We start from the raw sequence: 15,129 nt of genomic DNA, 5'->3' as shown, positions 1-15,129 counted from the left end.
TCGTAACATTTCCATTTTCAACCAATATCTTATAGCGGTCCTGATATTCCCTGTTTGCGTATCATTAAGAAGTGAGCTGCAATTAGTCCAATAAGCGCCGCTGGAAGGAAGAATACATGAATCGCAAAGAAACGCGTTAAGGTTTGCGCCCCGACTATCGTAGGGTCACCAGCAAGTAATGTTTTTAAATATGGTCCGATGAATGGCACCGAATCGATAATGGTCAACGTTACTTTTGTAGCGAACAGCGCTTTCATATCCCAAGGAAGCAGATACCCTGTCAATCCTAGAGCTAGCATTATAAAGAAAATTAAAACTCCGACAATCCAGTTTAATTCGCGTGGCTTTTTATAGGCACCCTGGAAGAACACACGAAGAGTATGTAAGAACATCATGACGATGACGACACTTGCTCCCCAGTGATGCATGCCCCGAACAATTTGACCGAAAGCAACTTCATTTTGTAAATAATAAACAGATTCCCATGCATTTTTAATATCCGGTACATAATACATGGTTAAAAACATTCCGGATAAAATTTGAATGACTACAATGAAAAACGTTAATCCCCCAAAACAATAAACAAATGCCGAAAAGTGATGGGCAGGGTTTACATGCTCAGGGACTTCATGATCAGCAATGTCGCGCCATAAGGGCGTGATATCCAATCGCTCATCAATCCAATCGTACATTTTATTAAGCATTGATTATGCCTCCCTACACTTTATTTTCATTTGCATTGCCTAAATATAACACTCCATCTTTTTCTTGCTTGTCGTAAACATCGAGTGGCTTGATTGGAGGCGTTTTCGGAACGTTTTTCCCATCCTTTTCATAACGACCTCCGTGACATGGGCAATAAAATTCATTCTTATGATCTTCTGATCCTTCCCAGTTCACCGTACATCCCAAATGTTTACACTCCGGAGAAAGGGCAACTATCTTGCCGTTTTCATCCTTGTAAACCCATGCTGTTCTTGTCTCTTCAGCTTCGTACCATCCATCTTTTACCTCAGTTTTATAATCGACACGAGTTGGTGTTTCAGTAATCTCAGATATTTTTAATCCGGTATTAATGAACTCCCCAGATGCATTCGCTTTTAAAGCTGGATCGACTGCAAAACGCAGCATAGGCATAAGTGTTGCCGCTCCCATGAACCCCCCAACGCCCATAAGCGTATAATTCAGAAATTGGCGTCTTGATACTTTTTGGCTGCTCATAAAATTTCTCCCCCCCTTATATCGAAAAAGTCATACAAAATAGAAAATTGCACAAACTCCATAAAACTAGGACATTACAATAATATCCTAATATTTTTAATAGGTCAATAAACTCCCAGTTAAGGAAATACATGTTTTATTTTTCCTGTTTTATACCAATATACTATTTACTTACAAACATATTATTTATTCCAAGATTCTGCGAGTATATCAACAAGCTGTTTCGTTTGTTCACTTATGACTGTTTTAATCGCGTCCAGTGGCATTTTTTCAATAGGGATTGCCGGTATCCATAAAACATGTCCGCCCTCATCTATACTTGTCCATTTACTGTCAGTAGTGAGAAATTGGATATATTTAAACCCCTGACCTCTATAATAATCTACCCATACAGACAAGAGATTTAATTTCTCCTCCGTCTTACTAGTTTTAATATATGGCAGAGGCAGGGCTAAAAATAGACGGCCCTTTAATTCTTTTTCGAGCTCATGCGTCAGCAATGTCATAAATTCGTAGGATGATACCGTCTGGCTAAATGTATCATCAAAATCAACCGGATTTAACGGGATAACTATAGTATCAATATATTCTTTGGATTTACTGAATAATTCTGTGTCAATTGACTGATATTTCATAATTTTCCCCCTCGACTTCTTTTTCCATTGTAAAACATAATAAGTAAAATATATACAAATAAGCTTACAATTCAGGGAGAAATCTTTGTTCCTCATCCTGTTAGAATACGCATTTGCCAATTTAAGCGGTGAAGCATAAAAAAAGACCACACATATTTTCTTTCTCTCAAAGAAATATGTGTGGCTGCTATTAGTTAATAGATTCCTGAGATCGGATTCTCTTCAACTGACTGCTTAATTTATTAAATAATTCGATATCACGGTTATCAATTGCCTCATCAATCATTTGTGCTAACCGTTCCTCTTCAAATCTGGATAGACTGATTTTTAAAATATTTTCTGCAATATATTGATCCTGTTCATTACCGGGTAGGTTTTTTGGCTGATAAGGATTTTCCTCGAGTACGGCTGCATACTGATAGGATGAGTAGGCTGTCCTGAAATTCAATTGTATGTAGATATCCTCGTCCTTATTAAGCCGTATATCATGGAATGACTTCTCTGCATCGGTTGTCATGATATTACTCTTATAGAATCTGAATGGCACATCTTCTACACAATGAGTGGACATAACCATCCCTTTCGGACAATACTTCGCCCCTTCCACGAAATGAACATTCATCATGAGCTGATCATGACTCATTAAGTAATTTAATATCCATACACATTCTCTGCGCTTTAATTGGTAATGGTTCAGAAACCAGCGTATAAATTCCTTCTTCTCATCGACAGAAACAGGGGTTTTCAAGGTGGAGCCCTCCTCTGTACAAATTAGTTAAATTCGTTCTAAAATATCAATATACTCATCATTGCTTGGGTCTTCGTGGAGTAATGTCTTAAATATCGACCTGGCTTCTTCGAATTTACTGTCTTCCAGTAAGAAATAACCGTATTCATGCAAAAAGTCTCTATTATCTCCAAAAAATTCATGTGCCTCTTTGTAACATGATAATGCTTCACTATACTCCTCGAGCTCTGAATATGCCGTTGCCAGGAGCCAATTGAATTGCGGATCATCCTCCCCCATCGCTCTAACAGAAGATACCAAATCAATGACATGGTCAAACATTTCTTCGTGTAAATAAAGCTTGCCTAAAGTTAGGATTGCCTCGAGGTAACCCGGATCAATCGCAATGGCTTCCGATAGCCATTTAATAGCTTTCTCCGTATTTCCAAGCTTACTTGCGAGCTCAGCACCATACAGGAATATTTCTTTATTGAATGGATCTTCCTTAATCCCTTCTTCTGCAACACCCAGTGCTTTTTCCAGATCAAGGGACTCTTCATAGGCCATAGCTAAATACAAATAAAGTGAATGATAGGCAGGGTCTATTTCCTTAAGCTCTGTAAATTTAGCTATTGCTGTTGGAAATTCTCCTGCATGATACGCAGCAAATCCATATTCAAACAGTAAATTTACGTCATCATCCTCCCTGCCAGCTTTTTTGAAATAAGGGAGCGACTCTTCAAATTCGCCCAACGATACAAGTGACAAGGCTAATCTCTTATAAATCGAAATGCCATTTATTACAGTCTCATTCTTTAAGATACTGCTATATAATTCTACAGCCGAACGGAAATGTCCTTGTTGATAATAAAGTTCTGCAAGAGCAAATTTTACAATGGGTTCATCCGGTAAAATTCGATTGGCTTCTTTTAGCTTTTGAACACTGACCTCCTCCATACCCATTCCCTGATATAAATCACCTAATAATAGGAGTGCTCCTGGGTACATCGGATCTTCCTGATCAATTTTCTCTAAATATAACAAAGCTTCCTCTTCCTGCCCTAATTCAGTTGATACTTCAGCCAATGAAAATAAAATCTCTCCTTCATCGGGATAACGCTTCAGCAATTCTTCAAAAAGCTCCTTTGCCTCTTCCATAAAACCAAGTGAAGCGATTTCTTCCGCTAAGGTATAAACATCGTCATCATTGTTGGATTGCTTAATCTGATTTATATGTTTTTTAGCTTCTTCAAATTCACCTTGCATCAGTTTTTTTATAATTGATTCAATTTTCATCTTTGGTATTCCTTTCTGTTTCCCTAAATCTATAACAAATCTGCTGGTCATTCGGCAAAATAATATTCGTTCTATCCGGAGCATTTAAAATTTTGTTATTACCCCTATTATACTCACTTTTTTTAACCTGTATAAAGAGCTAATGGAAACTCCAGAAAAAATATTTATCTGATAAGGAAATTAAAATGATTTTTTGTGGTATAGAGCTTGGAGTCTTATTTTAAGGTTTTATAAGTATACTTTATCATATAACAAAAAGCGACCGTTCCGTTTTCTTCCATTTTATTCTTTCTATCCATTTAATTAATTAGATTTTCACCGCCCTATCAACCATTTTTACATATGTAAAGGCAAGGGTTTCATTGACTTTCTTTTAGACATGCTATGAAACTATCAGAAATTTTAGTACCAAAAAAAGAGAGGTTCCCCTCTCTTTTACTCGTGAATGGATACAAGTTTAATTAAATCATCAAAGAAACCTGGATAGGATACAGAAATGGCATCAGCATTCTGTAATACTACAGTGTCTTTGGAAAGCAGTGACGCAATCGCCAATGTCATTCCGATTCGGTGATCACCTAGGCTGTCCACCGTACCTCCATGCAAGGTTTGTTCTCCTTCAATGATTAAACCATCGTCTGTTGGAGTTATATTGACTCCAAGCGCACCCAATTGAGTAGCGATGGCATCAATACGATTTGTTTCTTTAACCTTTAACTCAGCAGCATCTTTAATGATAGTTGTTCCCTTAGCCTGTGTAGCTAACAGGGCAATAACAGGCAGCTCATCGATTAATCTTGGGATGATATCTCCGGCAATGGTTATCCCCTTCAAAGAAGAAGTTTTTACTGTGACTGTTCCGGATTCTTCCGCAAGTTCTCCGAGTTTGTCTAACTGAATTTCAATGTTTGCTCCCATTTCTCTCAAAACATCAATAATACCAGTTCTAGTTTGATTCAGTCCAACGTTCTTTAATATAATCTCACTGTTTGGAACAATGGTGCCGGCAACCATCCAAAACGCTGCAGAGGATATATCTCCGGGAACATGAACATCTTTTCCACTCAGCACCTGATTTCCTGTAACACTGATCTTGTTGCCGTCGATATGAATACTTCCCCCAAACGATTCAATCATCCGTTCAGTATGATCCCTTGTGGCTGCTTTTTCAATGACAGTTGTGGTTCCTTTCGCATGTAATCCAGCCAAAAGAATAGCTGATTTCACCTGGGCACTTGCTACTGGAAGCTCATATTCAATACCTGACAGCTCACCTGAATTCATTTCGAGCGGTATAAAGTTGCCATCCTCTTTTCCGGATATCCTTGCTCCCATTTTTCTCAGCGGATCTACCACTCTTCTCATTGGCCTTTTTGCAATGGACTCATCACCAGTGAAAGTGATAGAAAAGGGCTGGTTGGCGAGTAATCCCATAAGAAGTCGGATGGTTGTCCCCGAATTGCCGACATCCAGCAAGCCAATCGGCTCCTTTAAACCACTATATCCATTACCCTGAATGGTGACCCTATCGCCTTCTCTTTGAATATCCACACCCATTTTTTGAAAACACTCAATCGTACTTAAACAATCCTGACCCTCTAAGAAATGATATACCGTCGTTTTTCCTTCCGCTATTGCCCCAAACATGACCGCTCTGTGCGAAATAGATTTATCTCCTGGTACTTCAATTGTGCCTCTCAACTGCGGGGTTTCGAATAATAGGATTTTTTCCATGCCTTTCCTCCTTTTATCTCAGTCATAATAAGTATCGTAATTAGTTGCATCACGTAAACATTCAACCGCTAGTTTGCGATCTTTATCTGATTGAAATGAAATGACCAATACACCGTACACTTCTTCACGTGTCTCAATGATTCTTATATTCGTAATACTTATATTAGATTTTGCTAAATAACCGGTAATCTCCGAAATAACGCCTGGATAATCCGGGACATCCACATATAAATCATAAAAGGACGGAATTGCGCCCTTTTTATGGGCCGGCATCTCATCACGAAATATTTTTGCACTTTGGAAAAAGGTATACAATTTTTCCTCATCCTTCGTACGAATCCATTCTCTGACCTCTGTCATTTCCTCTATCCAGGAGTTCAAAAGATCGATTAATACTTGATCATTTTGAATTAGAATATCCTTCCACATTTGAGGACTGGATGAAGCAATTCGGGTAATGTCCCTAAATCCTCCGGCTGCCAGTCTTGCAACCAAATCATGTTTCGCTTCAGCCTGTTCAGCCTGATTAACAATCGAGGCTGCCATAATATGTGGCAAATGACTAATGACACCAGTCATTAAATCGTGCTCATGAGCATCCACTTCAATGAATTTGGCTTTCGTCCCCTTCAGCCACATCTTCAGCTCAGCTACCTCTTTATCACCTGCATGAACAGCCGGTGTCAATATATAAAAAGCATTTTCAAAAAGATGCACTTTTGCCGCCGTCACTCCGCTTTTATGAGATCCAGCCATTGGGTGACCGCCTATAAACGTGTAATTCATGCTAAACAAACGCTCTGCTTCTTTCATGATCTTTGCCTTTGTACTTCCTACATCCGTAATTATAACGCTTTTTTTCAGCGTACACGCTGACAGACTTTCCATAACGGTTGATGTAGCTTGCACCGGTACTCCGATAATGATAACATCCGCTCTTCCGGCAGCCTCTTTATAATCCGCAATCTCTTCATCGATTACTTTTAATGCTTTTGCCAGCTGGACCTGTTTTCGATCCACATCATATCCTAGTATCAATGCCTTCGGATGTTCCTTTTTAATAGATAAAGCAATGGATCCTCCAATTAAACCAAGACCTATCATTAACACATTCCCACGCATGGAGGCACCTCACCTATCTATTTGGTTTCTTTATTTTCTTTCATCAAAAGGAAATTTTCCAGCTCTTTCAAAACAGCTTCATTCTGCTGGTCAGAACCAACTGTAATCCGAATCGATGTCGGAAAACCTAAAGCCTGCCCGGAACGAACGATAAAGCCTTTTCTCATTAAATATTGAAAGACTTCATTTCCATCATGGCCTGTATCGATTAAGATGAAATTTGCTTGTGATGGATAGTAACTTAAGCTATGAATCTTACAAAATTCATAATATTGCTGAAGGCCGTCTCTATTTTTTTGTTTGCATTCCTCAATAAAGTCTTGATCACTAATAGCAGCAATTGCAGCCTTTTGAGCTAATGCATTGACGTTAAATGGCTCTCTTGCAGGCTCAAGCATACGGATAATATCGGAATTAGCCACTCCATAACCAATACGCAAAGCCGCCATCCCATAAATCTTTGAAAAAGTATGTAATAGGATTAAATTATCAAACTGATTAATTAACGGTAAGATTTCAGGATAATCTGCAGCTGTTACGTACTCATAATAAGCTGCATCAAATACAACTAATACATCGTTAGGCACCTGACTCAAAAATGGGAGAAGCTCCTCACTTCGTATGTATTCTCCTGTCGGATTATTAGGAGAACAAATCCATACAATCCCCGTGTCAGCATCTATCTGACGAAGCATACCATCCAGATCATGTCTGCCATTGATATGTGGTACCTCCCTGATTTCTGCCTGTTCAAGAATGGCATTATGGCTGTACTGACTAAAGGTACCCGTAGACATAACCGTATTTACACCTGGAGCAAGAATCGCCTTTGCTATCATTTGGATGATATTATCTGAACCATTTCCAAAGATTAGCTGATTTTCTTCAACTCCTAAATAGGTAGCTAAGACCTCACGCAGATTAACAGCCCCTCCATCCGGATACAAGGGAAGAGACCAATCTGTTTCCTTCAACGTTTTCGCAACCGCGGATGAATATCCATAAGGGTTTTCATTTGATGCCAGTTTGATAATTTCCTCCAACCCAAATTCCCTTTTTACGTCCTCAATTGGTTTGCCTGGCTTATAAGGCTCTAATGTATACAAATGATTCTTCCATTTCAAAGCTCCAGTTCCCCCTTTTTAATTGCTTATATCTCTGTCAAATCAGGTCTAAGGACCGTTGCCCCCTCCAGATAAATGTGCTTGATATCCTTTTGGGCTGTATCTATATTGGCATGAATCATAATCCGTATGGCCAATGATAAGGAACCAGGTACTGGAATTTCACGCATGCACATCACAGGAACATATGTAAATCCAGCTATTTTTCTAACGATAGCAGCTGGAAACCCTGCATCTATATCATCTGTAACAGATATGAATATAGATGCAATAGACTCTGCCTCGAGGTGATTCTGTTGGATCATTTCTCGAAGCAAGATCTCTGTTTTATTTTCAATATGTTCTTTTTTATTCGCTTCTATGGTAATGGCTCCTCGGATGCCTCTCATCATAATGGATAACCCTTCTCCCTTCCGACTATATTGTTTAAGAAATAGGTTAATTCGTCTTGTATTTCCGTATCAGAATAGGAATATAAAGTTGGTCTGCCATAATCGTTTAAAAGGACCGTCGCTATTGTCCCTTGTTTATTTTTCTTATCAAGTTTCATAAATGGCAGCAATAATTCTGCTGATAAAATTTCTTTTGGTATTTGAAGGTAGCCTAAATTGGTTAACCAATCCTTAAACGTAGATAGATTAAAAGAAAAATCAGCATACTTTTGGCTCAAATATAGGTCAAATAACATACCAAAGGCTACAGCCTCCCCGTGGGTTACCACACCATATCCAGCTGCCCCTTCAATCGCATGAGCTAATGTATGACCAAAATTAAGAAAAGCACGCGAACCTTTTTCCTTTTCATCCTCCGATACAATAGTAGCTTTAACAGAAATCCCTTTTTTTATATACGAAACCAATGATTTGGATTGCAGATCTGAAATACTGCCATACTGATTTCTTAAATCATCATAAAAGGATTTACTGCAAAGTAGGGCATGCTTAATTAACTCGGCAAATCCTGAGCGCCATTCCTTCTCTGGTAAAGTAGATAAAAATGAACTATCATAGAAGACTGCCTCCGGTTGATAGAAACAACCTACTAGATTTTTACCCAGTTGATGATTAATAGCCACTTTACCTCCCACAGCACTGTCATGAGCCAGCAAGGTTGTTGGCAGTTGAATATAGGGGATACCTCTCATATAGGTCGCAGCTACAAATCCAGCTAAATCTCCCACCACTCCTCCGCCCAGAGCTAATACGAGGCTGTCACGATCAAGTTTATTTTCAAATCCTACCGTTAGACATTCTTCATATACAGAGAATGATTTTGCTCTTTCTCCTGTTGGTACGGCATGGATGATTACTTCATAACCATGTTTGGTCAACCGCGTTTTAATCAGTTCTGAATAAAGAGACGATACAAGTTCATCCGTTATCACATATACTTTTGGTTTTCTTTTAAAATTTTTCTCCAAAAATATAGGGAGCTCCTCAATCACTCCATCACCTATATAAATCGGGTATTCCTTTGAAGAAGTTTTAATTTGAATTGTTTCCATTAAAATTCCCTCGCGTAAATTCTTTGTTGATTAACGGATTCAACCAATGACTCCATTCGATCAGAATAAAATTGTTCAATGATAGCATTGGCAAGCTCCCACGCTACCACATGCTCGGCAACAACCGCCGCTGCCGGAACAGCACATGCATCAGAGCGTTCTATCGAGGCTGTAAATGACTCTTTCGTGTCAATATCCACACTGTTGAGCGGCTTATACAAGGTAGGGATTGGTTTCATAACTCCACGCACTACTACAGGCATGCCAGTAGTCATTCCGCCTTCAAAACCGCCTAGGCGATTCGTTTTACGGCTATATCCCTGTCCTTCCTCCCAAATGATTTCATCATGCACCTGACTGCCCGGAATTCTGGCCGCTTCAAAACCAATCCCGAATTCGACACCCTTGAATGCATTAATACTAAGGATTGCACCTGCAATTTTTGCATCTAATTTACGATCATAATGAACATAGCTCCCAACACCAGCAGGCATTCCCGTCGCCACTACTTCAACGACTCCTCCTAATGTATCGCCATTCTTTTTAGCCATATCAATGGCTTCCATCATCTTCTCAGCAGCTTTTTCATCAAGACAGCGAACCGGAGAATCCTCTGCCAGCTGTTGGATCTTTTTCATATCCTTAATCTCTGTTTCAGCTGCTTTAATGCCACCGATTTCAACAACATGCGAAACAATTTCTATGCCAAGCAGACTAAGCAGTTTCACTGCAACAGCTCCAGCTGCCACTCGGACAGTTGTCTCTCTTGCAGACGAGCGCTCTAAAACATTGCGCAAATCTCTATGTCCATATTTCATACCGCCATTCAGGTCAGCATGCCCTGGGCGCGGTCTTGTGATTTTACGTTTGATTTCATCTTCTGCCTTTTCATCAATTGGCTCAATTCCCATGACATGGGTCCAATGAGTCCAATCCCGGTTTTTCACTTGCAGAGCAACAGGTGATCCTAACGTCCTGCCATGACGAATTCCTGCTGTTATCTCTACTGTATCTTTTTCAATTTGCATTCTTCTTCCGCGTCCATATCCCTTTTGTCTCCTGGCAAGATGCTTATTGATATCTTCCTCAGACAACGGCATTCCTGCAGGTAATCCTTCTATTAACGTTGTTAATTGGGGGCCGTGGGATTCCCCGGCAGTTATATATCTCATAAGACTCCTCCTTCATCACTTTAAAGCATTTATGTAATAATATATCATATTCTGTTATTCTTATGGTAATTTTCTTACTTATATTGTACATCAGATTAAGAAGGTCCTACCATCAACTCTTAGCCGGAGCCTCCTAATTATCTTTCATAATACTAAGTCTAATTAGCTATGTACCCTATGATGGTTTTTCTTTTTATAGAAAAACGTTTTTGTACTGATAAAATCATATATATTCGGGTTAAAGATCTGTTCAGTACTGCCCACAAACAGAACTCCGCCAGGACGAAGTGATTGGGAAAATTTCTTATATAATAATCCCTTAGCTTCATCCGTAAAATAAATCAGAACATTACGGCATATGATTAAATCGTATGATTGGCCATACGAATCAGCCAGTAAATTATGTTTCTTGAACGTGACTGCATTTTTTATTTGTTGGTTAATATGATAAAAGCCATCCACGAATTCGAAATGCTTATTCTTTAACTCTTCAGGTATCTCCCCCAAAGATTTTTCTGAATAAATACCCCTCTTGCAAATTTCTAAAGCATTCCGGTCTATATCGGTTGCCAGGATAGAGACGCGATTCAGGGCATTTAAGCGGGCTAACACCATAGCAAGTGAATAGGGTTCATCACCCGTTGAGCAAGCGGCGCTCCAAATTTTCAGTGTCTTTTTTTCAGATAGTAATTCCGGCAGAATCTCCTTCTCCAAAACCTCCCACCTTCTATAATTCCGAAAGAAATTCGAAACATTGATTGTCATACGGTCAAGAAGCTCATTTAATAAATACTGGTCTTTACGAAGATGATTGTAATAATCCTGAAACCCATTAAAGCCTTGTTTTTCATATAAGGAGGTAATACGTCTTTTCATTTGCGCTTCCTTATATAAAGATAAATTGATTCCTGTTAAATAGTTTATCCCTTTAACAAACCCCTGATAGTCATCATTATTTTTTATCATATACCCCTTCTACTCCAATAATCTTTTTTACTATAAGTATACAAAATTAGCAGATTCAATCATATAACCAGAAATGAATATTTATGCCAATAACTTTCCCATGATCTTTCCTAAAAAAACTCCTATAAACCTGTAAGACATGCATAAAAAAAGCCGCCAACCTTGTTGACAGCCCTTAATCTTTATCTATCTACTTAATAAATCCACTCATTCGCTAATTTTGTATATTCAGCAAGCTCTTCTTCTTTAAAGAAGATTCCAAGTTCTCTTTCTGCACTTGCAGGTGAATCAGAGCCATGGATAATGTTTTTGCCTACCGTTACACCATAATCGCCGCGGATAGTACCAGGAGCAGCATCTTTTGGGTTAGTAGATCCCATCATTTGACGTGCAGTCGCAATCACATTTTCCCCTTGCCATGCCATTGCAAAAACTGGTCCTGATGTAATAAAGTCAACCAATTCACCAAAGAAAGGACGCTCTTTATGTTCCTCGTAATGCTTTTCAGCCGTCTCTGTTGGAATCACCATCAATTTCGCCCCAACAAGCTGAAAGCCCTTTCTTTCTAAACGTGATACAATTTCCCCGATTAAATTTCTTTGTACACCATCTGGTTTAACCATTAAAAATGTTTTTTCCATCATTACACCTCTGTTCGTATGTATGGGCTTTCAGAAAGAATAATACCATTATTTACATGTATAAAGCAAACGAAAAAAGGAAATAACATTTTAGTATTTCCTTTTTCCGATAAATCTTGCTATTTCATATAAATAATCCGTATTTTTCGACTCTGGCAATAATTCCAGAATTTCAAATGCTTTATCTAAGTAAGCATTACTTAAGTCGATGGATTTCTCGATTGCTCCTGATTGCTTGATAGATTCGAGAATAGGCTGTAACTCTTCTAAACTCATATCTTCGTGAACAGTTCGAATAAGCTTGGCCAAACGTGGTTGTTGTAAGGCAAACAAAACAGGTAAGGTAATATTCCCCTGCCATAAATCACTTCCCGCAGGTTTCCCCAGATCTTTCTCAGAGGCCGTGAAATCAAGTATATCATCCATAATTTGAAAGGACATTCCCACATAATAACCATACAAGAATAATTTTTTATGAATATCCTCTGGAACCCCTGCACTAATCGCACCCAATTGGCAGCTGGCGGCAATTAAGACAGCCGTTTTCCGTTTAATACGTTTTAAATAATTACGCAGATTTTGATCAAAATTGTACTTATCGCGTATTTGTTCTATTTCGCCTATACTGACTTCCATGATGGTTTTAGCCACTACCTGATGTGCCAAAGGATCTTTAATATGAGTCATAAGCTCCTGAGCCCTGGCAAATATGTAATCTCCTGTATACGTAGCCATTTTATTATCCCATTTAGACCGAACCGTCAGCGATCCCCTACGCAGTTTGGCTTCGTCAATGATATCATCATGTACTAATGAAGCTGAGTGAATGAGTTCCAGAGCAACTGCAGCATACTTAATTTGATTGATATCATACTCTCCAAATTTCGCGGTGAGCAGGACGAAAACGGGACGTATACGTTTGCCTCCAGCTTTCAGAGTGTGCATAGATGCTTCCTGAAGTTGTCTGCAATCCGTTTGTATTGATGAACGCAGTTCTTTTTCGATTAATTGGATATCCTGTCTGAAGATTGAATACAATTTTGGTAATTTCATAGTTCCACTTCCCGTTAAACTAATATGCGCCCTTTACTTTGATTGTTTGAATCCAAAATGAGACGCAGCTGCACCACCGGAATAAGGTTTATATTTAACCTTCACAAAACCGGCTTCTTCAAAGAGTCTTTTCAATGCCGGTGCACCCGGAAAATCAGATGCAGATTCCTGCAGCCAGGAATACTCCTTGTAACTCTTAGCCAATAATTTACCCAATAGAGGCATAATATACTTAAAATAAAAATAATAAAGCTGTCTATAAACCGGTAATGTCGGCTGAGAAGTATCTAAACAAACAGCCATACCACCCGGCTTCAAGACACGGTTCATTTCTTTTAATACAGTTAAATAGTCAGGGACATTACGAAGGCCAAACCCAATTGTGACATAGTCGAACGTATTATCTTCAAAGGGTAGCTCCATTGCATTCCCATGAAGCAGCTCCACATTATGTAACTGCTCCTCTTTAACCTTTTGTTCACCAATCTTGAGCATATTTTTACTGAAGTCCAAACCAGTTACCTTACCAGAGTCTCCAACCTGTCTGGCCAGCGCTATCGTCCAATCAGCTGTGCCGCAGCATACATCCAGCGCCTGATCTCCCTGTTTAACAGCCATTTTTTTCATCGTATCGGCACGCCAACGCTTATGTAACTGGAAACTGATTACTGAATTCATAGAATCATAATTATCAGAAATCTTTTCAAAGACACCGTGTACACGTTCCTCTTTTGTTTGTTGTTTCATTATGAATTCCCTTTCCCCACATCGTCTTTTTAGATGTTTTTCGAGATTACCTTATACTTGTCTCAATCCGTAAAACCATTTCATCCCTACTATTGTCCTGCAACATGGATAATCTTAATCTATCACTTACTTTGGTAATTTCCCTCTTAAGTAAATCTGATATTTTATCAACATTTTCATCATATACACTATGTATGGATTGTAAGGCATGAATAAATTTGGAGTTACGGTTATTTTGATACCTGTCCAATTCTGCCATCAATCTCTTCCATAACAGAAAGTCTATAAACAAATCCTTTTGTTCAGTTACGTTAAAGTACTCAGCTGTTTTCTCGACCAGTATGGTTTCAATCTGTTTAAGATACATTACTAATGTATCTATATCAGCATCCTTATCCATATATAAGCGTACCTTAGCCTCATTTACTTCCTGAACTCCCCTGGATATGAGATTAATAAACTCGATATCTTTTGTTTTCGCCAATATATGATAATACATACTGCTATAATAATCTCCAGCCAAAATCGATAACTGCCGTTTCCTTAATTTAGCCGGACTTTCGGATTCCTCTGTATTTGAAACTTCCTCATGGGTATCCAAGGCAATTTGCATTAGCATGACAGACACTATGTAATATGGCATATACGTTTGATCCACTTTGGCATCACGCAGAATTTTAACCATAACAGCTATCATATCATCATTTATGACTGGCCGATCAATATAATCTAATAGTAAAGAATGATGGATAAGTTTCTTTATTTCATTATTAAGTTGTATGACTTCATTATTGATGCTATCCAATGGTAATCACCCATGCTTCCACTTCTGATTCCGTACCAAGTCGGCACATTACGTATTCATCGTATTTATCTTACTATCCTTTTAAATCGCTGTCGAATAGTTTAAAAGGAGAGAATAGATAATCGGTTATTCTTTCTCACTTTCTATTTCACCATATGGCGTATACATAACCGCTTTTCCTCTGATTTTCATAGCTGATGTGTGTTCTGTAAATTGAACAAATAACACTTCACCTTTATCTAGCTTTTCTGAATGATGAAATTTAGTGTCCTCACCTCTGGTTAATCCAATGACACTTACCCCATCTTCCAATGCTTTTATGACTATAAAATCATTTGATTGAAGGTTCTCCATTCTCTAACTCCTTTTCAACTTTTATCTA

At 38.6% G+C, this 15,129-nt stretch carries 17 protein-coding genes; all 17 read right to left on the bottom strand.

Going from position 1 to position 15,129, the window contains the following annotated elements:
* Positions 1 to 29: 29 nt before the first annotated feature.
* Positions 30 to 704 carry a menaquinol-cytochrome c reductase cytochrome b subunit gene (gene qcrB / locus AC4D4B_RS00520; protein WP_066107427.1) on the bottom strand — a complete coding sequence of 225 codons (675 nt, stop codon included), beginning with the start codon at positions 702 to 704 and terminating at the stop codon, positions 30 to 32.
* A 13-nt stretch (positions 705 to 717) separates the two neighbouring features.
* A complete protein-coding gene (locus AC4D4B_RS00515; protein WP_490994084.1) occupies positions 718 to 1,221 on the bottom strand; it encodes a QcrA and Rieske domain-containing protein in 504 nt (167 codons plus the stop codon).
* Between the two features lie 182 nt (positions 1,222 to 1,403).
* A complete protein-coding gene (locus tag AC4D4B_RS00510; RefSeq protein ID WP_490998874.1) occupies positions 1,404 to 1,856 on the bottom strand; it encodes a DUF2487 family protein in 453 nt (150 codons plus the stop codon).
* Positions 1,857 to 2,046: 190 nt separating this feature from the next.
* Complete coding sequence (locus AC4D4B_RS00505) at positions 2,047 to 2,604, bottom strand: ReoY family proteolytic degradation factor (protein ID WP_490994082.1); 558 nt, start codon at positions 2,602 to 2,604, stop codon at positions 2,047 to 2,049.
* Between the two features lie 27 nt (positions 2,605 to 2,631).
* The gene (locus tag AC4D4B_RS00500; protein ID WP_490994081.1) at positions 2,632 to 3,879 is read right to left on the bottom strand and encodes a tetratricopeptide repeat protein; all 1,248 of its coding nucleotides are present in this window, start codon (positions 3,877 to 3,879) and stop codon (positions 2,632 to 2,634) included.
* A gap of 435 nt (positions 3,880 to 4,314) precedes the next feature.
* Complete coding sequence (gene aroA, locus AC4D4B_RS00495) at positions 4,315 to 5,613, bottom strand: 3-phosphoshikimate 1-carboxyvinyltransferase (protein ID WP_490998873.1); 1,299 nt, start codon at positions 5,611 to 5,613, stop codon at positions 4,315 to 4,317.
* An 18-nt stretch (positions 5,614 to 5,631) separates the two neighbouring features.
* Positions 5,632 to 6,735: a prephenate dehydrogenase gene (locus AC4D4B_RS00490; protein ID WP_490998872.1), complete on the bottom strand. Its 1,104-nt coding sequence runs from the start codon at positions 6,733 to 6,735 to the stop codon at positions 5,632 to 5,634.
* A 17-nt stretch (positions 6,736 to 6,752) separates the two neighbouring features.
* Complete coding sequence (gene hisC / locus AC4D4B_RS00485) at positions 6,753 to 7,859, bottom strand: histidinol-phosphate transaminase (protein WP_490998871.1); 1,107 nt, start codon at positions 7,857 to 7,859, stop codon at positions 6,753 to 6,755.
* A gap of 26 nt (positions 7,860 to 7,885) precedes the next feature.
* Positions 7,886 to 8,248, bottom strand: coding sequence for a chorismate mutase (gene aroH / locus AC4D4B_RS00480; protein WP_490998870.1), 363 nt, complete (start codon positions 8,246 to 8,248; stop codon positions 7,886 to 7,888).
* A complete protein-coding gene (gene aroB / locus AC4D4B_RS00475; protein WP_490998869.1) occupies positions 8,248 to 9,363 on the bottom strand; it encodes a 3-dehydroquinate synthase in 1,116 nt (371 codons plus the stop codon). Before aroB ends, aroH begins: the two co-directional genes overlap by 1 nt.
* Complete coding sequence (aroC, locus tag AC4D4B_RS00470) at positions 9,363 to 10,535, bottom strand: chorismate synthase (RefSeq protein ID WP_490998868.1); 1,173 nt, start codon at positions 10,533 to 10,535, stop codon at positions 9,363 to 9,365. The genes aroB and aroC overlap by 1 nt, the downstream gene beginning before the upstream one ends.
* Before the next feature lie 162 nt (positions 10,536 to 10,697).
* Positions 10,698 to 11,501, bottom strand: a complete 804-nt coding sequence (locus tag AC4D4B_RS00465) for a CheR family methyltransferase (protein WP_490994074.1) — start codon at positions 11,499 to 11,501, stop codon at positions 10,698 to 10,700.
* Between the two features lie 194 nt (positions 11,502 to 11,695).
* Positions 11,696 to 12,142: a nucleoside-diphosphate kinase gene (gene ndk, locus AC4D4B_RS00460; protein ID WP_490994073.1), complete on the bottom strand. Its 447-nt coding sequence runs from the start codon at positions 12,140 to 12,142 to the stop codon at positions 11,696 to 11,698.
* Positions 12,143 to 12,232: 90 nt separating this feature from the next.
* The gene (gene hepT, locus AC4D4B_RS00455) at positions 12,233 to 13,195 is read right to left on the bottom strand and encodes a heptaprenyl diphosphate synthase component II (RefSeq protein ID WP_490998867.1); all 963 of its coding nucleotides are present in this window, start codon (positions 13,193 to 13,195) and stop codon (positions 12,233 to 12,235) included.
* Positions 13,196 to 13,228: 33 nt separating this feature from the next.
* Positions 13,229 to 13,942, bottom strand: a complete 714-nt coding sequence (locus AC4D4B_RS00450; protein ID WP_490994071.1) for a demethylmenaquinone methyltransferase — start codon at positions 13,940 to 13,942, stop codon at positions 13,229 to 13,231.
* Positions 13,943 to 13,988: 46 nt separating this feature from the next.
* Positions 13,989 to 14,747: a heptaprenyl diphosphate synthase component 1 gene (locus AC4D4B_RS00445; protein ID WP_490994070.1), complete on the bottom strand. Its 759-nt coding sequence runs from the start codon at positions 14,745 to 14,747 to the stop codon at positions 13,989 to 13,991.
* A 126-nt stretch (positions 14,748 to 14,873) separates the two neighbouring features.
* On the bottom strand, positions 14,874 to 15,101 hold the full coding sequence (mtrB, locus tag AC4D4B_RS00440; protein ID WP_490994069.1) for a trp RNA-binding attenuation protein MtrB: 228 nt from the start codon (positions 15,099 to 15,101) through the stop codon (positions 14,874 to 14,876).
* Positions 15,102 to 15,129: the final 28 nt, after the last annotated feature.

The organism is Pradoshia sp. Z6_59, from assembly GCF_058267515.1.
The sequence above is the reverse complement of the archived record's forward strand: the minus strand, read 5'-3'. Positions and strand labels throughout refer to the sequence as shown.